At 71.3% G+C, this 20,963-nt stretch carries 19 protein-coding genes and 1 riboswitch; of the genes, 6 read left to right on the top strand and 13 right to left on the bottom strand.

All coding sequences use genetic code 11. The features are described from left to right. Positions 1 to 39: 39 nt before the first annotated feature. Positions 40 to 327 (bottom strand): 1,2-phenylacetyl-CoA epoxidase subunit PaaB, encoded by a 288-nt coding sequence (gene paaB, locus CLT74_RS20190; RefSeq protein ID WP_099847919.1) that lies wholly within the window; start codon positions 325 to 327, stop codon positions 40 to 42. Then, positions 324 to 1,379 carry a 1,2-phenylacetyl-CoA epoxidase subunit PaaA gene (paaA, locus tag CLT74_RS20195; protein ID WP_099847920.1) on the bottom strand — a complete coding sequence of 352 codons (1,056 nt, stop codon included), beginning with the start codon at positions 1,377 to 1,379 and terminating at the stop codon, positions 324 to 326. Before paaA ends, paaB begins: the two co-directional genes overlap by 4 nt. A 357-nt stretch (positions 1,380 to 1,736) precedes the next feature. On the opposite strand from paaA, the gene CLT74_RS20200 reads away from it, so the two are divergent. Continuing rightward, a complete protein-coding gene (locus tag CLT74_RS20200; RefSeq protein ID WP_099847921.1) occupies positions 1,737 to 2,714 on the top strand; it encodes a hypothetical protein in 978 nt (325 codons plus the stop codon). Next, complete coding sequence (locus tag CLT74_RS20205; RefSeq protein ID WP_099847922.1) at positions 2,714 to 3,658, top strand: serine hydrolase; 945 nt, start codon at positions 2,714 to 2,716, stop codon at positions 3,656 to 3,658. The genes CLT74_RS20200 and CLT74_RS20205 overlap by 1 nt, the downstream gene beginning before the upstream one ends. 98 nt (positions 3,659 to 3,756) lie before the next feature. Here the strand turns inward: CLT74_RS20205 and CLT74_RS20210 are convergent, their stop codons facing one another. From CLT74_RS20210 to CLT74_RS20220, 3 genes are read right to left on the bottom strand one after another with little or no spacing between them, the layout of a single operon-like run. Further along, the gene (locus tag CLT74_RS20210) at positions 3,757 to 4,608 is read right to left on the bottom strand and encodes a menaquinone biosynthesis protein (protein WP_099847923.1); all 852 of its coding nucleotides are present in this window, start codon (positions 4,606 to 4,608) and stop codon (positions 3,757 to 3,759) included. 33 nt (positions 4,609 to 4,641) lie between these two features. Further along, on the bottom strand, positions 4,642 to 5,985 hold the full coding sequence (locus CLT74_RS20215; protein ID WP_099847924.1) for an MFS transporter: 1,344 nt from the start codon (positions 5,983 to 5,985) through the stop codon (positions 4,642 to 4,644). Between the two features lie 42 nt (positions 5,986 to 6,027). Then, positions 6,028 to 6,609, bottom strand: coding sequence for a helix-turn-helix domain-containing protein (locus CLT74_RS20220; protein WP_099847925.1), 582 nt, complete (start codon positions 6,607 to 6,609; stop codon positions 6,028 to 6,030). Positions 6,610 to 6,782: 173 nt separating this feature from the next. Between CLT74_RS20220 and CLT74_RS20225 the strand changes: the two genes are divergently transcribed. Together CLT74_RS20225 and CLT74_RS20230 are read left to right on the top strand one after the other, a co-directional pair. After that, on the top strand, positions 6,783 to 8,858 hold the full coding sequence (locus CLT74_RS20225; protein WP_099847926.1) for an AAA family ATPase: 2,076 nt from the start codon (positions 6,783 to 6,785) through the stop codon (positions 8,856 to 8,858). Between the two features lie 124 nt (positions 8,859 to 8,982). Further along, positions 8,983 to 9,747 (top strand): VOC family protein, encoded by a 765-nt coding sequence (locus CLT74_RS20230; RefSeq protein WP_099847927.1) that lies wholly within the window; start codon positions 8,983 to 8,985, stop codon positions 9,745 to 9,747. A gap of 95 nt (positions 9,748 to 9,842) precedes the next feature. On the opposite strand, the gene CLT74_RS20235 is transcribed toward CLT74_RS20230, so the two are convergent. The 7 genes from CLT74_RS20235 to mqnE form a co-directional block, all read right to left on the bottom strand. Continuing rightward, positions 9,843 to 10,676, bottom strand: a complete 834-nt coding sequence (locus tag CLT74_RS20235; protein WP_099852457.1) for an ABC transporter ATP-binding protein — start codon at positions 10,674 to 10,676, stop codon at positions 9,843 to 9,845. 20 nt (positions 10,677 to 10,696) lie between these two features. After that, entirely contained in the window at positions 10,697 to 11,800 is a 1,104-nt protein-coding gene (locus CLT74_RS20240; protein ID WP_099847928.1) for an iron ABC transporter permease, read from the bottom strand. 33 nt (positions 11,801 to 11,833) lie between these two features. Beyond that, a complete protein-coding gene (locus CLT74_RS20245; RefSeq protein WP_099847929.1) occupies positions 11,834 to 12,775 on the bottom strand; it encodes an ABC transporter substrate-binding protein in 942 nt (313 codons plus the stop codon). Positions 12,776 to 12,885: 110 nt separating this feature from the next. Beyond that, positions 12,886 to 12,946, bottom strand: a riboswitch (cobalamin riboswitch). A 171-nt stretch (positions 12,947 to 13,117) separates the two neighbouring features. Then, complete coding sequence (locus tag CLT74_RS20250) at positions 13,118 to 14,995, bottom strand: M14 family metallopeptidase (protein ID WP_099847930.1); 1,878 nt, start codon at positions 14,993 to 14,995, stop codon at positions 13,118 to 13,120. Positions 14,996 to 15,160: 165 nt separating this feature from the next. After that, the gene (locus CLT74_RS20255; protein ID WP_099847931.1) at positions 15,161 to 15,451 is read right to left on the bottom strand and encodes a DUF4229 domain-containing protein; all 291 of its coding nucleotides are present in this window, start codon (positions 15,449 to 15,451) and stop codon (positions 15,161 to 15,163) included. A 41-nt stretch (positions 15,452 to 15,492) separates the two neighbouring features. Beyond that, entirely contained in the window at positions 15,493 to 15,915 is a 423-nt protein-coding gene (locus CLT74_RS20260) for a hypothetical protein (protein WP_099847932.1), read from the bottom strand. A gap of 24 nt (positions 15,916 to 15,939) precedes the next feature. Beyond that, positions 15,940 to 17,109 carry an aminofutalosine synthase MqnE gene (gene mqnE / locus CLT74_RS20265; protein ID WP_099847933.1) on the bottom strand — a complete coding sequence of 390 codons (1,170 nt, stop codon included), beginning with the start codon at positions 17,107 to 17,109 and terminating at the stop codon, positions 15,940 to 15,942. 248 nt (positions 17,110 to 17,357) lie between these two features. Between mqnE and CLT74_RS20270 the strand changes: the two genes are divergently transcribed. Continuing rightward, complete coding sequence (locus tag CLT74_RS20270; protein WP_099847934.1) at positions 17,358 to 18,926, top strand: C40 family peptidase; 1,569 nt, start codon at positions 17,358 to 17,360, stop codon at positions 18,924 to 18,926. Between the two features lie 912 nt (positions 18,927 to 19,838). On the opposite strand, the gene CLT74_RS30875 is transcribed toward CLT74_RS20270, so the two are convergent. Beyond that, positions 19,839 to 20,123 (bottom strand): hypothetical protein, encoded by a 285-nt coding sequence (locus CLT74_RS30875; protein ID WP_199172230.1) that lies wholly within the window; start codon positions 20,121 to 20,123, stop codon positions 19,839 to 19,841. Between CLT74_RS30875 and CLT74_RS31460 the strand changes: the two genes are divergently transcribed. Next, complete coding sequence (locus CLT74_RS31460; RefSeq protein ID WP_486582428.1) at positions 20,114 to 20,926, top strand: hypothetical protein; 813 nt, start codon at positions 20,114 to 20,116, stop codon at positions 20,924 to 20,926. The two genes, CLT74_RS30875 and CLT74_RS31460, sit on opposite strands and share 10 nt — an antisense overlap. Positions 20,927 to 20,963 lie beyond the last annotated feature (37 nt).

Consider the following 20,963-nt stretch of genomic DNA (forward strand, 5'->3'; position numbering starts at 1 on the left):
GCGACTGCGGGGCTCGCAAACCCGGCTCACTCCTCGCGCTCACAGGTGGGCCACCCCTTCTGGGACCTCGTAGAAGGTGGGGTGGCGGTAGACCTTGTCGGCGGCCGGGTCGAAGAAGGAGTCCTTCTCGTCCGGGCTGGAGGCGGTGATGGCGCTCGCCGGCACCACCCAGATCGACACGCCCTCCTGACGTCGGGTGTAGAGGTCACGGGCGTTACGCAGGGCCAGTTCCGCGTCGGGCGCGTGCAGGCTGCCGACGTGCGTGTGCGCCAGTCCGCGCCGGGCCCGGACGAAGACCTCCCAGAGCGGGGTGTGTTGCTGGCTCACGCTGCCACCTTCTCCTTCTCCGCGCGCTTGGCGGCGTACGCGGCCGCCGCCTCACGCACCCAGGCACCCTCGCTGTGCGCGCGGCGCCGGTGTTCCATCCGCTGCCTGTTGCACGGCCCGTTGCCCTTGATCACCCGCATCAGCTCGTCGTAGTCGGGCTGGGTGAAGTCGTACGCCTGGCGATCGTCGTTCCAGCGCAGGTCGGGATCGGGCAGGGTCAGCCCGAGCACCTCGGCCTGGCCCACGCACATGTCCACAAAACGCTGACGCAGCTCGTCGTTGGAGAAGCGCTTGATCTTCCAGGCCATCGACTGGGCGGAGTGGGTCGAGTCGCCGTCGGGCGGGCCGAACATCGCCAGCGACGGGTACCACCAGCGGTCCACCGAGTCCTGGGCCATCGCCTTCTGAGCGGGGGTGCCGTGCGCCAGGGTGTGCAGGATCTCGTAGCCCTGGCGCTGGTGGAACGACTCCTCCTTGCAGACCCGGATCATGGCCCGGGCGTACGGACCGTAGGAGCAGCGGCACAGCGGCACCTGGTTGACGATCGCGGCGCCGTCCACCAGCCAGCCGATCGCGCCGACGTCAGCCCAGCTCAGCGTGGGGTAGTTGAAGATCGAGCTGTACTTCTGCCGACCACTGAGCAGCAGCTCGACAAGCTCGTCCCGGCTGACTCCGAGGGTCTCGGCGGCGGCGTAGAGGTAGAGGCCGTGGCCGGCCTCGTCCTGCACCTTCGCCAGCAGGATCGCCTTGCGCTTGAGGGACGGGGCGCGACTGATCCAGTTGCCCTCCGGCTGCATGCCGATGATCTCGGAGTGGGCGTGCTGGGCGATCTGCCGAATCAACGTCCGCCGGTACGCCTCCGGCATCCAGTCCCGGGGCTCGATCTTCTGATCGGCGGCGACGACCTCGGCGAAAAAGGCGGCCAGGTCCTCGCTCGGCTCGATGGCCCCACGGCCCCGTTCCGCGGCGGCCCGCAGCGCCGCCTCTGCGGCCTCGACCTCGCCGAGCAGGCCGCCGGGCGGGTCCTCGCCCGGGAAGTCATTGCCATACATGTCACCAGTGTTACAGCTACCAGCCGAAGACACCAGAGGGTGTCATACAAATCCCGGACTCCCCACCGTCACCCACCAGTCGCGAACGGTGGAGCCGGTAACTATGAGTTAGGTCACGAACCAGCGACAAATCCTCGCAAGGACCGCATAGCGGTTCGTTATCCCGTCTTCACCGCGAGTTGCCCAGTGTCGAGTCCTGGCATAACGCCGATCCGCACGTAGACTTCCCCCGTCACACCGATCGGCTTACGACGATCGCCAGCTCAGGGCCACTTCCCCCGGTCCGGGCGATCGGCACCGGTCAGTCCTGGCAACAAGCCGGTCCCCCCGGCCCCGACATCTGGAGCTCACCCGCTCATGCGATCTCGCGTGACCACGGTGCTCGCCGCGACGGCGGTACTGCTCGGCGGCGTCATGCTGGTGCCGGCCGCCTACGCCCGGCTCTCCGCTGGCGAGGCGAAGACCCGTCAGGAGAGCGTCGCCGCGCCCACGCCCGCCCCACCGCCACCACCGACCCTGGCCGCGGGCAAGGTCTCGGTGAACTTCAAGGGCGAGTTCTTCTCCTGGGCGCTGCTCGATCGGGAGACCGACGAGCTCTCCGGCTCCAGGAACATGGCCGCGACCAGTTCGACAGAGTCGATGCTCAAGACCTGGATCGTCGCCGACTACCTGCGCCGGCTCGGCGACAGGGAGCCGCCCGCGTCGATGAAGAAGGCCGCCAGCCAGGCCATCCGGGACAGCAACGACGACGCCACCAACCGGATCTACAGCGCCGTCGGCGGTTCCTACCGCGTCGCCGCGAACGGGCAACCCGGCCCGGTGATCAAGCGGGCGATCAGCACGTGCGGCCTCACCGACACCAAGCCCGGCAACGTCAAGGGCTACGAGGGTTGGTGGAGCTTCACCCGGATGTCGCCACGCGACGCCGTTCGGCTCGGTGACTGCATCGCCGACGGCACCGCCGCCGGGCCGAAGTGGACCAAGTGGCTGCTGACCGAGATGAGCAAGGTTCGTGGCAGCACTGCCGCCAAGGACCAGAAGCCCAGGGAGGGCGGCGGCCGGTGGGGCATCATCGACGGCCTGCCGGAGTCGATCACCAGCCAGGGCCCGGTGAGCATCAAGAACGGCTGGACCCCCCTCAACTACGACGGCAACTGGCACGTCAACTGCCTGGCCGTGACTGAGAAATGGAGCCTCGCGGTGATGCTGCGTTACCCCCAGCGGAGCGGGCTCGACTACGGAGCGGACGTCTGCGCCAGCGTCGCCAGCCAGTTGGTGACGCCGCAGCCCGGCGGTGCCCTGAAGGTGCCGCAGCAGCCGATCGGGAAGCTCTGATGGCCAACCGCAGCCGCCGTGGTCGTAACGGCGAGACATCCCCACTGCGTCTGGTCGCCATCGCGGCTGTGCTGATCGGGCTGGTACTTGTCTCCCTGCGCCTGCTACCCGGCTCGCCCTTCGAGTCCACAGCCGCCGCCCAGTGGGGTCAGGGTGAGTCCCCTGTCGCCCGGGGCGGCACCTCGACCGACCGAGGCGCGCGGCCGTCGCCGTCACCCAGCCCCTCACCGGAGCCGGAACCGCTCCCCTTCGAGGCGAAGGAGATCGACCTGGACATCGACGGCTGGTACGCGTGGAGCGTGCTGGACCGCCGGTCGGGCGAGATCATCGGTTCGGACAACATGGACGAGACAAGCACCACCGCCTCCCTGATCAAGGCCTGGATCGTCGCCGACTACCTACGCCGTACGGACGACGCCGGGCAGACCCCGAGCGACGCGAAGTTGAGTGACCTGACCCGGATCATCCGGGACAGCGACAACACCCGCACCGAGCAGCTCTACACCCAGATCGGCCGGTCGGCCTCGATCAAGCGGCTGCTGTCCACCTGCGAGCTGACCGACAGCAAGGTGTCGAGCGATCTCGGCTGGAGCCGTACCGAACTCTCCCCCCGGGACACCGCCCGCCTCGGCGAATGCATCGCCGACGGCACCGCCGCCGGCCCTGAGTGGACCAAGTGGCTGCTCAGCGAGATGCGTCAGGTACGCGGAGCCGGCGACTTCGGCATCCGCAAGGCGTTCCCGGCCGCCGTGGCAAAGAAGATCGCCATCAAGAACGGCTGGGTCGATCGCACCCGCGAGCAGGAGATCCACGTCAACTGCCTGGCGATCGGCGACACCTGGACGATGGGCGTGATGCTCCAGTACCCCATCAACAAGGGCTACGAGTACGGCATGGACAACTGCGAAAAAGTCACCGAAGCCCTCCTAACCCAAACCCCCTGACCCTCGCCGATCTTGCACTTTTGGTCGCTGGAACGCGGCTTATGGTCGATAAGCGGCGACAGAAAGTGCAAGATCGCGGGGAAGATCATGGGTGCGGGTTAGCGGGTGAAGAAGGTGGGGCCGGTGGGGGGGAGGGGTGGGGTTTCGCCCAGGGCGGCGGTGAGGCGGGCGAACTCGCGGATGCCGGCGATCTGACGGTCGCCGAGGGAGAAGTCCAGGGTCCGGAAGTACTCCGCGAGAGTTGTCGCGTCGAAGGGTTCCCACCGCGCTGCCGACTCGGCGACTTGGTCCAGTTCGGCAAGGCACAGGTCGCGTGAGCGCAGGAAACCCTCGTGCACCTCTTTGACCAGGCCGGGATGGGCCGTGGCGAAGTCGCGGCGGACCGCCCAGACGGCGAAGACCATCGGCAGCCCGGTCCACTCCCGCCACGCCTGGCCCAGGTCGGTCACGGTCAGCCCCTGCCGGGGTGCCTCGTACATCGCCCGCAGGGCCACGTCGCCGATCAGGACCGCCGCGTCGGCCTCCAGCAGCATCTGGGTCAGGTCGGGCGGACACCGGAAGTACTCGGGGCGCACCCCGTACCGCTCGCGCAGCAGCAACTGGGCGAGCAGCACTCCGGTCCGCGAGGTCGAGCCCAGCGCCACCCGTGCGCCGTCCAGATCGCCAAGCGGCCGGGTGCTCACCAGGTTCACCGACAGCACCGGCCCGTCGCTGCCGACGGCCAGGTCTGGCAGGAGCAGCAGTTCGTCGGCGTGTCGCAGGTACTCGACGAAGGTGATCGGCCCGATGTCCAGGTCACCGGCGACGAGTTGGGCGCTGAGCCGGTCCGGTGAGTCCTTGCGCAGGTCGACGTCGAGCAGGGCGCCGGAGCGCATCAGCCCCCAGTAGATGGGCAGGCAGTTGAGGAACTGGATGTGCCCGACGCGGGGGCGGGCAAGGCGCTCGACCATGCCCCGACCGTATCCCCGCCGCCCCTGACCTGCTCAGCCGGACACCGCCGAAGTGGCCAACCCCGCACCCGACGATCCCGCGTCCGGCGGTTCGGCTCCCGCGTGACCGGTCCGCTCGGGGCCCGCCGGTGTCAGGACACGCCGGGCGCGGGAGCGCTCGGTCCGCACCGCGCGGCGGACGGGCATCACGAAACCGAGCAGCACCAGCAGCCCGGCCACCCCGCAGCCGACGATCAGCGGACGCGGTTCGGTCAGCTCCAGCAGCAGGCCGCCCAGCAGGTAGCCGACCATTGCCGCGCCCTGCACCGAGGCGCCCACGGCGGCGAAGGCCCGCCCGCGCGCCGCTTCGGGTACCCGCCGGGCCACCACCAGGTTGTGGAAGACGTTGTCGCCGCCGTTGCAGAGGCCGCCGAGCAGCCAGAGCGGCACCAGCAACGCAGCGGTGGGGACCGTCACCGAGAGCAGCACCGCCACACAGCAGCCGCCGAGCAGCAGCAGGCCGCCCTGGACCAGGGCGCCGTCGTCGGTGAGCCGCCCGGCCACCCGGGCGAAGATCCAGGCACCGCAGAGCACCCCGAGCGTCCAGGCACCGGTCACCAGGCCGTAGACGGTGGCGGAGGCGCCGAGGGTCTCGCGTACGTAGAAGACCTCGATGACGTTTATCGCGCCGATGGCCGCGATCACGCCAGCCAGGGTCGCCACCATCGCCATCAGCAACGGGTCCCGCCGCAACCGCCAGCCTCCAGCCGGCTCGGCGTCACGGTCCACGATCGCCGCACCGCCGGTCACCGTCACCTGCCGCGCGCCGCCCCGGCGGGTACGGACGAGCAGGCCGGCGACGACGAGCGCCAGGTAGCCGACCGCGGCGATCAGCAGTGGTACCCGGGTGCCGAAGCCACCCACCAGGAACCCGGCCAGGGCCGGCCCGGTCAGGACGCCGAGCATGCCGGCGGTCTGGTTGAGGGCTGTCGCCCTGGGCAGGTCCGTGGCGCGCACCATCGCCGGCACCAGGGCGGCGAGCACCGGTTGGGCCACGGCCAGACCGGAGGCGAGCAGCCCGACCAGACCCACCACCAGCAACGGGTGCCCGGCGTACGCCAGCGCGAGGCAGACCGCCGACTGGGCCAGCCCGGCGCCGACCAGCAGCGTCCGGCTGTCCACCCGATCGGCGAGCCGCCCGGTCAGCGGGGCGAGCGCCACCAGCGGCAGGGTCGCCGCCAACAGCATGCCGGCGACGGCGCTGCCGCCGGCCCCGGAGGTCTGGAGGCTCAGCGTCAGCGTCGTGGCCGTGAGGAACTGTCCGCAGGTGGCGAACCCTCGGGCGGAGGTGGCCAGGGCGACGTCGACCCACCGCGATTCGCCAGATGCGAAGGACATACTTCGAAAGTAATGCTTCACATCTGATGGGCGCAAGCATGTTCAGGCCAGCGGCAGCGCCCGGTACTGGACAGCCACCCGACGCGCGCCCGGCGGCGGAGCGGTCCGGGTGCGTTTGCGGTACGGCTGGAGCAGGGCCGTCACCGCCTCGTTCAACTCCGCCAACTCCTCGGCGGTGAGCAGCAGCAACGACTCGCTGAGGATCGCGCTGCGATACCACTCCTCGGACTCGTCCGGAGCCCGGCGCAGCCAGTCCCGGCTGCGCTCCAGCTCCCGGGCCAGGAACACCTCGACCAGGGTCTGCTCGGCGTCGCGTACCGACGGGTCGGCGTCCCGGCCGGCGTCGATGGTCCACGACTGGATCGCGGCACGCCACAGCCGCTCGCGGGCGTCCCCCCGGCTCGGTGCCTGCTCCACCAGCCCGAACTTGGCAAGTGCCCGCAGGTGGTAGCTGGTCGCGCTCGGCGACAGGCCCGCCACCTCGGCGCACTCGGTGGCGGTCACCGCGCCCTCGGTCGTCGCCAGGTGTTCCATGATCGCTAGCCGGGCCGGGTGGGCGAGCGCCCGCAGCGTCTGCGGATCGCTGATCGTCACCCGGGACGGCTCGGAGTGCGCCTGCGTCATGCCCCCATGATCCCCGGCCGAGGGGAAAAGCGGTTGTCCACGGCGCACCCGGGAGTAGGCTGTTCGTTCCGCCCGACGGCCGCGGTGAGTAGCACCGCAGCGGACGTCCCCGCGCCGACCCACGTGTCGGAAACGCGAGCGGCAGCCTTCTTCCCGTGTCGAGGAGTACGTGGATGAGCCTGCACGCCCAAGAAATCCCCCAACCGCACGCACTTGACGACGAGTTGGCCGCCGAACGGGCGCACCTGACCAGGTCACGGGCGGCGCTGCACCGGATGCGGGAACGCGCCGAGGCGCTCTTCGCCACCGGCGACAAGGTGGCCGGCGACGCGTACACCGCCGAACAGCTCGGCCGGCACCTGGCCCGGCGGGTCGCCGAACTCGCCGACGACCCGCGCACCCCGCTCTTCTTCGGCCGGCTCGACTTCGGCGACGCGGACGCCGAACACGCCGGCCGCCGCTACCACGTCGGTCGCCGGCACGTCACCGACGAGCAGGGCGAACCGTTGGTGCTGGACTGGCGGGCCCCGGTCTCCCGCGCCTTCTACCGGGCCAGCGCCCGCGATCCGCAGGGTCTGGCGGTACGACGCCGGTTCGGTTTCGGCGAGGGGAAGCTGACCAGCTTCGAGGACGAGCACCTGGACCGGGGCGAGGAACTCGGCACGGCCAGCCGGATCCTCACCGCCGAGATCGAACGTCCCCGGGTCGGACCGATGCGGGACATCGTCGCCACCATCCAGCCCGAACAGGACGAACTCGTCCGGGCCGACCTGGCCGACTCGATCTGCGTGCAGGGCGCACCGGGCACCGGCAAGACGGCTGTCGGGCTGCACCGCGCGGCGTACCTGCTCTATCTGCACCGGGAGCGGTTGCGGCGGTCGAAGGTGCTGGTCGTGGGTCCGAACCGGGCCTTCCTCGGCTACATCGCGGCGGTGCTGCCCGCGCTGGGTGAGGTCGAGGTGGAGCAGGCCACCGTGGAGGACCTGGTCGACCGGGTGCCGGTACGGGCGGTGGACCCGCCGGCCGTGGCCACCCTCAAGCACGACGCGCGGATGGCCGAGGTGCTGCGCCGGGCCGTCGACGCGTACGTCGGCGAGCCGGTGGAGCCGGTGCTCGTCTCCGACGGCTCGTTCCGCTGGCGGATCGGGTTGGAACCGCTGCACCGGCTGGTCCGCGACACCCGCGCGGAGCGACTGCCGTACGCCGTCGGGCGGGACCGGGTCCGGGCCCGGGTGGTCGGGTTGCTGCAACGGCAGGCCGAGGCGCGGCGGGCGGAGTCGCCGAGCGACGCGTGGCTGCGCCGGATGAGCCGGTCGAAGCCGGTCACCGGATTCCTGGACGCCGTCTGGCCGGCGCTCACCCCGGACGGCCTGCTGCACGCGCTGTACACCGACCCGGACCGGCTCGCCCGGGCCGCTGACGGCCTGCTCACTCCCGACGAGCAACGCCAGCTCACCGGGACCGGCACCGGGCGCACCAGCACCGGTACGGGTCTGGGGCGGACGGCGAAGGCGACCAGGTGGACGGCCGCCGACGCGGTGCTTATCGACGAGGCGGCCGGCCTGCTCGAACGGCCGGCGGGCTACGGACACGTGGTGGTCGACGAGGCCCAGGACCTCTCCCCGATGCAGTGCCGGGTCATCGCCCGACGCAGCGAGCACGGCTCGCTCACCCTCCTCGGCGACCTGGCCCAGGCCACCGCGCCGTGGGCGGCCACCGACTGGCGGGAGAGCCTGCGCCACCTGGGCAAGCCGGACGCGACGGTGGTGCCGTTGACAATCGGGTTCCGGGTACCCGCCCCCGTGCTCGCCTTCGCCAACCGGCTGCTTCCGGCGCTTGCCGTCGACGTGCCGCCGGCCGAGTCGCTGCGCGGTGACGGCACGCTTGAGGTGCGTACCGTCACCGATCTTGCCGGTGCGACGGTGGCCGAGGTGCGGGCGGCGCTCACCCACGAAGGGTCGATCGCCGTGATCGCCGCCGACGACACCGTGGATGAGCTGCGGTCGGCGCTGGCCGAGGCGGGGGTGGAGACCGCGACGGCCGACGGGCCGGCCGCCGGGGCGCGGGTCACGGTGATGCCCGCGACCCTGGTGAAGGGCCTGGAGTACGACCACGTCATAGCGGTCGAGCCGGCCGCGATCGTGGCCGCCGAGCCACGCGGCCTGCACCGGCTGTACGTGGTGCTCACCCGGGCGGTGTCCCGGCTGTCCGTGCTGCACGCCGAGCCGCTGCCGGCACCGCTGGGCTGACTCGGCGAGGTTCGCCGGTTCAGTTGACGTTCCGCCCGTTTCCACCCCGGATGGCGGCGGACCGGTGCCACCATCCCAGGGAGAGCGGCCGGACGGTGGCCGCGCAGGTCGGGAGGGGTTTCCCGTGGTCAGCGTCGCGCCGGGTACGCCCTGTTGGGCCGACCTGGCGACGCCCGGGCTCGACGCGGCCCGACGGTTCTACCCGGAACTGTTCGGCTGGACCGGCCGGGTCGACCCGGAGCCGGAGGCGGGCGGGTACACGGTCTTCCTGCTGGACGGCCGGGCGGTGGCCGGCGTCGGCCCGCCGGCCGTACCGGACCAGGTGCCGATCTGGTCGACGTACGTCGCCACCGACGACGCCGATCTGGTCGCCGGCCGGGTGGAGCGGGCCGGCGGGCAGGTGGTGGTGCCGCCGTTCGATGTCTTCGACAGGGGCCGGATGGCGGTCTTCGCCGATCCCGCCGGCGCCGCTTTCAGCGTCTGGCAGCCGATCACCTTCGGCGGCGCCGAGGTGTTCGACGTGCCCGGTGCGATGAGCTGGACCGAACTGGTCACCCCCGATCCGGACGGGGCGCGCGTCTTCTACGAGCTGGTCTTCGGTTGGCAGCCGGAGGAGGAGCCGATGGGCCAGCTCGCCTACACCGGATGGCGGCTCGGCGACCGCCTGGTGGCCGGGATGATGCCCCCACTGCGTGGCGAATTCCCGGCCGACTCACCCGCCTACTGGACGCTCTACTTCTCGGTCGCCGACGCCGACGCCGCCGCCGCCCGGGCCGCCGAAATCGGCGGCACCATCCTGGTCCCCCCGCGCGACATCCCCGCCGGCCGCGTCACCGCCCTCCGCGACCCCCACGGCGCCCTCTTCTCCCTCATCGCGCTCACCCCCTGACCCGCCCCACCGCCGACCTCGCCGACCCCGCCGACCCCGCCGACCCCGCCGACCCCGCCGACCCCGCCGATCATGCAGTTGTGGTCGTCGCTTTGTCATCTTTCGCGGCTTTTATCGGGTGCCACAACTGCATGATCGGCGCGGGTGGGGCGGGTGGGGCGGGTGGGGAGGACGAGGGGGCCGTGGGGGCCGGGGATGACGCGGACGTGGGCGCGGTAGTGGCGGGCAAGCAGGTCCTCGGTGAGCACCTGCTCGGGGGTGCCGGTGGCGACGATGCGGCCGTCGGCCAGCAGCACCATCCGGTCGGCGTACTCGCCGGCGATGGAGAGGTCGTGCATGGTGGCCAGCACCGTCAGGCCGTGTGTCCGACGTAGCTGGTCGACGAGTTCGAGGACCTCCTGCTGGTGGCCGATGTCGAGGGCGCTTGTGGGCTCGTCGAGCAGCAGCAGGGTGGCGCCCTGGGCCAGCGCCCGGGCCAGGAAGACCCGCTGCCGCTCGCCGCCGGAGAGGGTGGCAAGTTCCCGGGCGTGGAAGCCGGCGAGGTCCAGTCGGTCGAGCACCTCGTGCACAGTGGCGAGGTCGGCGGCGGACTCCCGACCCAGCGGCGGAATGTACGGGGTACGACCGAGCAACACGTAGTCCAGCACCGCCATGCCGGACGGCACGACGGGTGACTGAGCGACAGTGGCCACCACCCGGGCCCGTTCCCGGCGCCGCAGCTCACCGATCGGCGTACCGAAGAGCCGCACCGCGTCCGGCGCGGGGAGCAGGCCACCCACGGCCCGCAGCAGCGTCGACTTGCCGGCACCGTTGGGACCGATCACGGTGACCCACTCGCCGGTGGCGACGGTCAGGTCGACACCCGCGAGGATCGGCGCACCGTCCAGGCTGATCCGCAGGTCGCGCAGATCGACGGCGGGGGCGGGCAGCGACATCGGCGCAGGGGTGCTCATGTCAGCACCCGCCGGACCGAACGCAGCACCACCACGAAGAACGGGCCACCCAGCAGCGCGGTGACCACCCCGATCGGGATCTCCTGCGGCGCGGCGGCGGTCCGCGCCACCACGTCGGTCAGGGCCAGGAAGGCACCCCCGAACAGCATCGACAGCGGCAGGATCACCCGGTAGCTCGCCCCGGCGAGCATCCGTACGGTGTGCGGCACGATGATGCCGACGAAGCCGATCAGGCCGGAGGCGGAGACGGCGGCGGCGGTGCCCAGCGAGGCGGCGGCGATCAACAGGTACCGGGACCGCTGCGGATGCAGGCCGAGGCTGGCCGCCTCGTCGTCGCCGACCGAGAGCACGTCCAACTCCCGCCGGTGCAGCAGGATGATCAGGCTGGTCAGCAGGAAGTACGGCAGCACCAGCCGGACGTCCTCCCAGCCGGCGGTGGCCAGCCGCCCGAGCAGCCAGGAGTACACCTCCTGGATGCTCTCCGCGTGTCGTTGCAGCAGGTACGTCTGCCCGGCGCTGAGGAACGCGGAGACGGCCACCCCGGCCAGGATCAGGGTGGCCGGGGAGCGGCTGCGCCCACCGGCGGAGCCGAGCAGGTAGGTCATCGCCACCGCACCGAGGGAGCCGACGAAGGCGGCAAGTGGAATGGTTACCGGCAGCCCGCTCAATGCGCCGCCGGTGCTCACCCCCAGGGTCAGCACCACGGTGACCGCCAGCCCGGCCCCGGCCGCGACCCCGAGCAGGTACGGGTCGGCCAGCGGGTTGCGGAACACCCCCTGGTAGGCGCCACCGGCCAGGGCGAGCAGCCCGCCGACAAGCAGGCCGAGCACCACCCGGGGCAGCCGCAGCTCGGTGACGATGGCGATCTCCCGCTCGGTCAGCCCGCTGTCCAGGCGTACCCAGGGCAGCAGGTTGAGCAGTTCGATCGCGACGCTGCCGGGCGGCAGGCTCACCGGGCCGAGCGAAACCCCGGCCACAAGCGCGACGAACACCGCGAACACGCCGGCCGCGAGCCAGCGCTTCCGCAGCCCCGCCGGCCGGGGCGGGGTGACCGCCCCGGCCGGCGCGACGGGCCGGCTCCGCTTCAACGCGAGGCGCATGGCGGGGAACCGGTCAGCGCCCGGCGGCAATCGTCACTGGGACACCTTGGCGGTGGCGTCCACGATGGTGCGCAGCAGGTCCACCACGCGCGGCCCCCAGCGGGACGCGACGTCGTCGTCGAGTTCCACGACCTGGTCGTTCCGCACGGCGGTGAGCGCCGACCAGCCGCTGCGCGCCTTGACCGTCGCGGCGCTCTGCTGGCAGCACTTGACGTCGGAGAGGAAGACGAAGTCCGGGTTGGCCTTGACGATCACTTCCTGGGACAACTGCGGGTAGCCGCCGTTCTTGCCGTCGGCGTCGGACGCGTCGGCGATGTTCTCCAGCCCGGCGAGGCTGTAGATCGAACCGATGAAGGTCTTGCTGGTCGCGGTGTACAGCTCCGGACCAAGCTCGTGGAAGTAGGTGGGCGCCTCGGCGCGCTGCGGCACCTCGGCCACGATCTTCGCGATGTCGTCAGTCATTCGCTGCACCACGTCGGCCGCCTCGGTGGCGTTGCCGGTGAGCGTGCCCAACTCGGTGATCTGCCGGTACGAGTCGTCGAGGGTCTGCGCCGCCGGAGTCAGGTAGACCGGGATCTTGAGCGTGGTGAGCTGCTCGACGATCTTGTTGCGGTCGTCGCTGAGCACCACCAGGTCGGGGTCCTTCGCGGCGACCGCCTCCGCGTTCGGCTGGTAGCCGGAGAGATCCGTCTTCGGCGCGTCGGCGGGGAAGTTCGACTGGTCGTCGACCGCGGTGACCTGCGGGCCGGCCCCGATGGCGAAGAGCATCTCGGTGGCTGTCGCGGACAGCGAGACGATCTTCTCGGGTCGCTGCTCCAACGTCAGCTCGCCGACGGTGACCGGGAAGGTGGCGGCGCTCGGGCTGCCGCCGGCCGCGGGGGTGTCGGTGTCGGGGGTCTTCTCGGCGCAGGCACCGAGCGCGAGCGCAGCCGCCGCCAGGCTGGCGGCGAAGACCACGGGGGTACGTCTGAACATCGGTCCTCCTGTCGGTCGAGGAGTGTGCTGCTTCGCCGACAGGGAGCTCAGGCACCCGTCCGCGAGGCGCCCTTCCTCGAGAGCGCGTGTCGCGACCGCGCCCCAGGCGACCTGGCTCGTCCCCGGTTACGGGGCATCACAGTTGCGGGACAGCGCCGGTGTCGCACCGGCTTCGCTGGAACGGGTCGGTAAGACCGTAGCGCACCGTGCGTCGCAGTCCCGCCGAGCGGGCCGGCGCGCTGCCGGAAACCCGGCAGCGAGTCGCCGGAAGAGAGCCGGTCTGCCCGTTTGGTCCCTGACACGGGGCCCCGCCCAGGGGTGCGGCGGGGCCCCGTACCTACGTCAGGACGAGGTGATGGTGACGTTGTCCACAGCCGCTTCGACGAGGCTGGCGGTCGAGGTGTCAGCGGCCTCCACCAGGATCCGCACCGACTGACCGGCGTACGGGGTGAGGTTGAGGTTCGACACCGTCCAGGCACCGTTGCGGTTGCTGGCCGCACCGGTCTGGGTGAGCAGCGCCGTGGTGCCGCCGTTGTGCACCACGCTGACCCGGAGGTAGTCCGCCGAGGACGAGTTCGAGCCGTGCGCCAGGTACCACGCCAACGACAGCGTCAACGTGCCACTGGACGGCAGGGTGACCGCCGGCGAACGGGCGCTCGTCACCCCGCCGTCGACGTCGTGGTCACCCGCACCGCTGCCGGCGAGCCGCCCGGTCACCAGGTCGTTGCTGCCCGCGTACGGGGTGAGCTGCTTGGCTCCGCTGGAGTTGGTGGCCTGTGCGGCACCCCGCTCCCACTGACCCAGGGTCGCGGTGTCGGTGCCGTTGGGGTTGATCGTCCAACCGGTCGCGGTCTCGAAGGTGTCCGACCAGACAGTGGTCCCGCCTCCGCTGCCGCAGTACTGCGCCTGCTTGTTGATGGCCCGGTACGGGCAGTCGGCGTACTCGGAGAGGATCAGCACCGCCTCGCGGTTACGCGTGGTCTGCTGCGGGATGACCTCGTCGGGCGGATAGAAGCCGCCGCCGGAGGCCGAGCCCGGATACAGCTCGAAGGTGTACGCCCAGATGCCGTGCGTCGCCCACATCCAGTCGATGCTGCTGCCGTCGGTGATGTACAGGTCACTGGACTGCTGCGGGGTGAAGCCGTTCGTCGCCGCCATCTGCTGGCCGATGGTGGCGAAGGTGTTGTACTGGTCGGCGCTCATCCCCGGGGCGGTGTTGTTGTACGTGTAGCCGTACGGCCAGAGCACCAGTTCGGAGTAGGTGTGGAAGTCGATGTTGGCCTTGATCTGCTGCACGCCGCCGACGACCCGGCTGTTGACGAAGTTGCGCAGCGCCTGCGTCTCGGGTGCGGAGAACGCCGACGGACCCCGGTAGGTGTCCGAGGAGGTGGAGCCGGACGAGCCGCCACAGCACCCGAAGTTGAAGCTCCAGTTCCGGTTCAGGTCGGTGCCGACGTACGACGATCCGCTGTTGGGTTGGCGGTTCTTGCGCCACGACCGGTAGGAGCCGGTGGCGATGTCGTATTCGCTGCCGTCCGGGTTGACCGAGGGCACGACCCAGATCTCCCGGTTGTTGACCAGGCTGGTGATCCGCGAGTCGGAGCCGTAGTTGTCGGTGAACAGGTTGAGCAGGTAGAGCGCCATCTCGACGGTCAGGTGCTCACGGGCGTGCTGCTGGGCGTTGAACAGGATCTCCGGCTCGTTCTCGTCGGTGGCGACGTTGTCGGAGATCTTCACCGCGACCAGGTCCCGGCCCTCGTACGAGCTGCCGATGCTTACCTTCCGCGCGATCGTCGGGTGGTCGGCCACCACCTTGTTGACCGCCGCGATCATCTCCGGGTAGTCGTGGTAGTTCGAGTCGGCCGACGGGAAGCCGAGGATTCCGACGTCGCCGTCCGCCTGTCCCCGATCGGTCGGCAGCGCGGCGATCGCCTCCAACCGGAAGCCGAGGCGGGTGATGGCGGCGGCCTCGGCCCGGGTGGCCGAGACGTGCAGCACTCCGTGCTCGGAGTAGTCGATTGCGGCGCCCGTACGGGCGACCGCGTTGCGGTCGGCGAGAGTCTTCGGGCCGAGCACCCGGTAGGGCACGGCGGCCGGTTGTTCGTCCCGGTTGGGTGCCGGCTCGGCGGAGACCGGTGGTGCGGCGATGGTGAGCAGGCCGAGCCCGGCGGCGACGATGAGCGCCAGGGCACGGCGGACAGGGAGGGAACGGAAGGCCATGGACAACCTCCTGGAGGCGCGGGGATCCCCCGCTAGGTGGCGGACAGCCCACCACCTGTCACATGGTCATATCAACATTGATCGCTGTTTGGCCCATCCCAGCCTGATCCTCATGCCGGCAACATGTTTCCGCCGGCCGGTCCACGGAGCCGACCGTCAGGGCGCTCAGCCCTTCTCGTCGGCGGCCCGATCACCCGTCGCGTCGTCGGACTGGTCGTCGCCGGCCAGCGCGGACCGCAGGCGTTCCTTCTCCACCCGGCGGCGCTCGGCGGCTGCGGCCATCTCCTCTGCCATCTCGTCGCGCCATCCCTTGAGCAGGAAGAACGAGACCGCGGCGGAGAAGAGCAGCGCCACGATCAGCTTGAGGAAGATGTCCATGTCGACGGGCCAGAGGGCCGCCACAACGACCACGAACAGACCGATCCGGCCGAGCGTGTACTTGACCGCCGCACTCACGTTCGTTCGCTCCGCTCGCTCACGTAACCACTCCGTCTTCCTCAGCCGGTCCGGTTGGCCAGCCAGCGCACGCCGGGGAACCAGACCATCGCGTACACCACTGTGAACGTGGTCGCGGCGAGCACACCGGACAGTAGCGGCGGCAGCGCCGTGGCCACGCCGGCCACCAGCAGCCCGGAGACCACCGCCAGCGCGACGGCCACCAGCGCGGCCACCACCCGGGGCGCACCGAAACCCCAGGCCCGGAAGTCCTCCCAGAACAGCCAGGCGGGCAGGATCACGGCGAGCCAGCCGTTGGCCTGACCGAACTCGCCGGCACCGAACCACGCGAAGGCCACGTCGAAGAACACAAGCACCAGCAGCCCGATGACCACCCCGGCCAGGCCGACCCCGAGCAGGTCGCCCAGGGTACGGATCCGCCCGTCGGCATCCCGGCGGGGAAACGCGCTCTGCTGCTCGGTCATCGTCGTGCCAGGGTACGCGTCGGGTCAGGCCCAGACCTGCTGCGGCTCGGACCGGCGCTCCGCCAGCGTTGGTGCGGCGTCGTACTCGCGGACCACCTCGTAGCGGGTGTTGCGCTCGACCGGGCGGAACCCGGCGTCCCAGATGAGATGCAGCAGGTCGTCGCGGTGCATGGTGTTAGGCGTCCCGTACGAGTCGGCATCGTGGGTGATCTTGTATTCCACGACCGAGCCGTCCAGGTCGTCGACGCCGAAGTTGAGCGAGAGCTGGGCCACCGACAGGCCGTGCATCACCCAGAAGCACTTGACGTGCGGGACGTTGTCGAACAGCAGGCGGGAGACCGCGAAGGTCTTGAGCGACTCGGCCGGCGAGGCCATCGTGGTACGGGCCTGGATCCGGTTACGGATCTTGCCGTCCGCCGAGTCGACGAAGTCGTGCTGGTAGCGCAGCGGAATGAAGACCAGGAAGCCGCCGGTCTCGTCCTGCAACTCGCGCAGCCGCAGTACGTGGTCGACCCGGTGCCGGGGCTCCTCGATGTGGCCGTAGAGCATCGTCGACGGGGTCTTCATGCCCTTGCTGTGCGCCAGCCGGTGGATCCGCGACCAGTCCTCCCAGTGGCAGGCGTGGTCGACGATGTGCTGGCGGACCTCCCAGTCGAAGATCTCCGCGCCGCCACCGGTGAGCGACTCCAGGCCGGCGTCCATCAGCTCGTCGAGGATCTCGTCGGCGCCGAGGCCGCTGATCTTCTCGAACCACTGCACCTCGGTCGCGGTGAACGCCTTGAGCTTGACCTTCGGCAGCGCGGCCTTCAGCTCGCGCAGCACCTTCGGGTAGTAGCGCCAGGGCAGCGTCGGGTGCAGGCCGTTGACGATGTGCAGCTCGGTGAGCTGCTCGTCCTCCATCTCCTTGGCCTTGCGGACCGCCTCGTCGATGCGCATCGTGTACGCGTCCTTCTCACCCGGCTTGCGCTGGAAGGAGCAGTACGCGCAACTCGCGCTGCAGACGTTCGTCAGGTTCAGGTGCCGGTTGACGTTGAACATCACCCGGTCGCCGTTCATCTCGGTGCGCCTGTGGTGGGCCAGCCGTCCCAACCAGGTCAGGTCGTCGCTGGAGTAGAGGGCGATCCCGTCCTCACGGGTCAGCCGCTCCCCCGCGTACACCTTCGCTTCGAGTTCGCGCTTGAGTCCGGCGTCCATCGAAAGCCCCGTCCCCTTCCACCTGCGGTCGCGACCGGAACGCGGTCGCCACCCGAGCCTACGTCGGCCGTGCTGGCAACTCACACCGTGGTCGTCGGCAGCAGACTCTCAGCCTCCCGTTATCCGGCCAGACATCGACATCAGTGCACCGGGTGAGGTAAGACAGGGTGGGGCACGACACACACTGGTAGCGTCCCGAACCGCCGCGCCGACCGAGCGTGGCAGAGCAACGCCGGACGGGGAGCGGAATGATCGACAGCGCGGACGGACGGCAGCGACGACGAGGACCGGTGGTCTCACCGGTGCTACGGCCGGCGCTCTGGTCCGCTCTGCTCGCGGCGGTCGCCAGCACGGTCCTCGCCGCACCGGCGTACGCCGAGCCGGGCGTTCCCGTCACGGTGCCCGACACCGGCTCCCGTCCGGTCGCCACCAGCCCTCTTCAGCTGCCCGGCGCGCCCGCCGGCACCAACCCGGGCCTGGTGCCGCCGACGCTCGGCACCCCGGGCGCCAGCGCGCTGGAAACCCAGATCAACGCCGCCGAGGCCCGCGTCGCCGAGCTGGGCACCCGACTGCTCGAACTCGAACAGCAGCGCACCGAGGTGCAGACCCAGTTCGTCACCGCCGAGCGCGATCTGGAATTCGCCCGGGGCGCGGTCCAGCAGGCGCAGCAGCGCGCCGACCAGGCCGCCGCCGAGGCGATCAAGGCCGCCGCCGCGCTGCCACCGGGCGGCTTCGCCACCGACCTCCGTGACCTGGATCTGCTCAGCCGGGCGAACCGGGGCGAGAAGGTCGAGCACGCCACCGCTCCGGCCACCGGTGAGCTGACCCGCGCCCGGGCCGACGAGCAGGCGGCGACGCAGGCCCACACCGCCGCCCAGTCCCGCCTTCAGGGAGTCGAGCAGCAGTACACCGCCACCAAGCAGGCGCTGCGCGACGCCGAGGCCAAACTGATCAAGCTGCGTGACGAGAACTCCGCGCAACTTGTCGAGTTGGCCCGCCAGCAGGAGGCCGCCGAACAGCAGCTCGGCGCCGACTACGTGGACCAGTCCGCCGGCGGGCTGGTCGCCCACCCCAAGGCCCTGGCCGCCGTCGCGTACGCCCGCAAGCAGCTCGGCGACCCGTACGTCTGGGCGGCCGAGGGACCGAACTCGTTCGACTGCTCGGGGTTGATGTGGGCGGCGTACCGGTCGGCGGGTTACCGGCAGCTGCCCCGGGTCTCCCGGGACCAGTACCGCGCGACCAGCTCGCGGACGGTGCCCCGCACCGCGCTTCTCCCCGGCGACCTGGTCTTCTTCGCCTCCGGCAGCAGCTGGCAGAGCATCCACCATGTGGGGATGTACATCGGCGGCGGCAAGATGATCCACGCGCCGACCACAGGCGACGTGGTGAAGATTTCCACGGTCCGCTGGTCCCGGCTCTACGCGGCGACCCGGGTGGTGGGCGCGGTTCCGGCACCGACGACCTCGCCCACCCCGACGCAGCCGCCCACCCCCAAGCCGACGCCGAAGCCGACCCCGAAGCCGACGCCCACCAAGACGCCGAAGCCGACCCCGACCAAGACGCCGAAGCCGACCCCCACGCCGTCGGGCAGTACGACACCGACTCCGACACCCACCCCGTCGGGCAGCACGTCGCCGTCGGCGACCCCGCCGGGCACCACCACTCCGCCGGCGACCCCGGATTCGACCCCGACACTCGGGGCCAGCAGCGTCGCTCCGCCGACTGCCGCCGACACCCCCGAGCCGACCTCGTCGGCCAGCAGCGCGGCAACGGAGGCCGACGCCTCGGCCACCCCGTCCGCCGCCGGCGGACGCTGACGACCACAGCGTCACGGCGTCACGGACAGTGACGGGGTGCGCGGGGAACGTTGAGGCCGCCGTCATGTATCTCCGACATTTTCAGGTCAGGGAGACATGACGTTCGTGGGACGGGTGCCGGCGGACAGGTGACGAAGTCACGACCGCACCGGGCATCGGCGCTAGTCGATAAATGGCCTGCCAGGGGTCGATGACACCTGGGACTGCTGTGGGCGCTCCGGGTGTGCCGCGCGGGTGGAATATGGCACGGTGTCTCTCAGGCACTCCCGGTCCGGCGGTACGGGTCCGGTTGCGAGCGTGGCGCGGAGGCGACGATGACGGAGCACGACGTTCCGGCGGGGCCGGTGGGTCCGGCCCCTGCACCCACCGCCACCGCCGAGCCGGAGCCCCCCACCGGCGACGCCTCGGACCCGACAGCCGACGAGGCAGCCCCCGGACCTGCCGACACCTCGACCCCCACCGCCCCGTCGTCGCAAGCAGCCGCTCCGGTGGCAGACGCCGCCAGCCGGTCAGCGGCGGCACCGGCCCGAGGTCGGGCAGGTGTCGCCCGAGTGACGGCCCCCGGTGGTGTAACTCCTGGCCAGCCATCGGTCGCCACCGGACTACCCAGTTCCGGAGGGGGCACCACGTACCGCACGGCCACCACCGGGGCGGAGCCCGACTCGCCGCCGACGGCGGGCACGAGCGAAGGTGTCGCGTCCACCGGAGCCGCCGCGGTGACCGGCACTGCCGGCGTACCCGGTCAGCGGGAGCCGGCACAGTCAAGCCGGAAGTCGGGAGCACCGAAAGCGGTGCGGGCCAGCGTCCGGGTACCGGGACTCAGCCGGGTGAGCGTGGACGAGGCGCAGTCCGCCGGCAGCGGCGGAAAACCAGCAGGGGTCTACCGGTCCGCGCCGGTCGAGCCGGAGCCGGTCAAGCCACCGGAGCCCGCGCGACCACCCGAGCCGGCCGAACCGTCGACACCGCCCGCCCCGGAGCCCGCGCCGGCACCGGTGCCCGTACCACCGTCGCCCGCACCTCCGTTGCCGAACCCGCCGTCGCCCGCACCTCCCGCGCCGAGCCCGCCCGGGCCGTACCCGCCGTGGCCGGCTCCGGCTCCGCCACCCGGCCCCCGGCCCGCGCCGCCGGGCCCACCGACGCCGCCTCCCGGACCTCCCGTGCCGGCACCACCGCCGCCGCCAGGTCCGATGCCGGCACCGCCGTTTCCGCCGCCACCGGCGACCACCGGCACCACCCGGGCCGCGCCGTCCGCCGCCGCCACCTCCCGGACTCTCCCGCCCGACGTCCCCGGCAGAGCCGGCACCATCCAGGCCGCGCTGTCCGACGGCGCTGACGCCCGGGCGGTAGCCGCCGGGGCCGGCTCCGGCGGCCAGCCCCCGACCCGCGCCGCCGGGGCAACCGAAGCCGCTCCGGTCGTGCCGGCACCGGCGCTGCCGGTCTGGCCGCCGCCGACCAACCCCGGTGGCCGCCGGGACGAGCCGGCTGTCAGCTCACCGGGGGCGGTACCCCGGCCCTCGTCCCGGCCGGGACTGCGTCCGGGCTCAGCCGGGTCGCTCGCGGGGGTCAGCACGTCGGGCGGTGGTCCGGCCACCACCCGTACCCCGAGCAGCACGCCCGAGGCCGATACGCGGATCGGGACGGCCACACCGGATCCGATACCGGGTGCCCGGGTGCCCGGCGCGGCGGAACGGGCACAGCGTCCGGCCGAGGCGTCGCCGGGGCACCGTCCGGGAGGTTCCGACCTGAGTGCGTACTACGCCGGGGTGGAGAGTTCGGCGACGGTGGCCTTCCCGAGCGGGGAACAGGAGACCTCCGGCTCGTTGACCGGGCACATCCTGGCCCAGGGCTGGGCGGACACGGCTGCCGAACGGTCCAGCAGCACACTCCGCGTGGTGATCCTGATGGCGGTCGCGCTGGGCGTGCTGGTAGGGATCAGCGTCCTGGTGGTGCTCTTCGCGAACAATGCGTTGGCGGGCGTGAACGCTGGCCTGTCAGGGTGACCGAGGGTGACGGATAGTTGGTGAGTCCGCCCACTAC

The sequence above is a fragment of the Verrucosispora sp. CNZ293 genome, from assembly GCF_002754655.1.

What these genes read in the sequence shown, in the direction of transcription:
- paaA (WP_099847920.1), bottom strand. Translation starts at nt 1,379, where the DNA reads ATGTATGGCAATGACTTCCCGGGCGAGGACCCGCCCGGCGGCCTGCTC.
- CLT74_RS20200 (WP_099847921.1), top strand. Translation starts at nt 1,737, where the DNA reads ATGCGATCTCGCGTGACCACGGTGCTCGCCGCGACGGCGGTACTGCTC.
- CLT74_RS20205 (WP_099847922.1), top strand. Translation starts at nt 2,714, where the DNA reads ATGGCCAACCGCAGCCGCCGTGGTCGTAACGGCGAGACATCCCCACTG.
- CLT74_RS20210 (WP_099847923.1), bottom strand. Translation starts at nt 4,608, where the DNA reads ATGGTCGAGCGCCTTGCCCGCCCCCGCGTCGGGCACATCCAGTTCCTC.
- CLT74_RS20215 (WP_099847924.1), bottom strand. Translation starts at nt 5,985, where the DNA reads ATGTCCTTCGCATCTGGCGAATCGCGGTGGGTCGACGTCGCCCTGGCC.
- CLT74_RS20220 (WP_099847925.1), bottom strand. Translation starts at nt 6,609, where the DNA reads ATGACGCAGGCGCACTCCGAGCCGTCCCGGGTGACGATCAGCGATCCG.
- CLT74_RS20225 (WP_099847926.1), top strand. Translation starts at nt 6,783, where the DNA reads ATGAGCCTGCACGCCCAAGAAATCCCCCAACCGCACGCACTTGACGAC.
- CLT74_RS20240 (WP_099847928.1), bottom strand. Translation starts at nt 11,800, where the DNA reads ATGCGCCTCGCGTTGAAGCGGAGCCGGCCCGTCGCGCCGGCCGGGGCG.
- CLT74_RS20245 (WP_099847929.1), bottom strand. Translation starts at nt 12,775, where the DNA reads ATGTTCAGACGTACCCCCGTGGTCTTCGCCGCCAGCCTGGCGGCGGCT.
- CLT74_RS20250 (WP_099847930.1), bottom strand. Translation starts at nt 14,995, where the DNA reads ATGGCCTTCCGTTCCCTCCCTGTCCGCCGTGCCCTGGCGCTCATCGTC.
- CLT74_RS20260 (WP_099847932.1), bottom strand. Translation starts at nt 15,915, where the DNA reads ATGACCGAGCAGCAGAGCGCGTTTCCCCGCCGGGATGCCGACGGGCGG.
- mqnE (WP_099847933.1), bottom strand. Translation starts at nt 17,109, where the DNA reads ATGGACGCCGGACTCAAGCGCGAACTCGAAGCGAAGGTGTACGCGGGG.
- CLT74_RS20270 (WP_099847934.1), top strand. Translation starts at nt 17,358, where the DNA reads ATGATCGACAGCGCGGACGGACGGCAGCGACGACGAGGACCGGTGGTC.
- CLT74_RS31460 (WP_486582428.1), top strand. Translation starts at nt 20,114, where the DNA reads ATGCCGGCACCGCCGTTTCCGCCGCCACCGGCGACCACCGGCACCACC.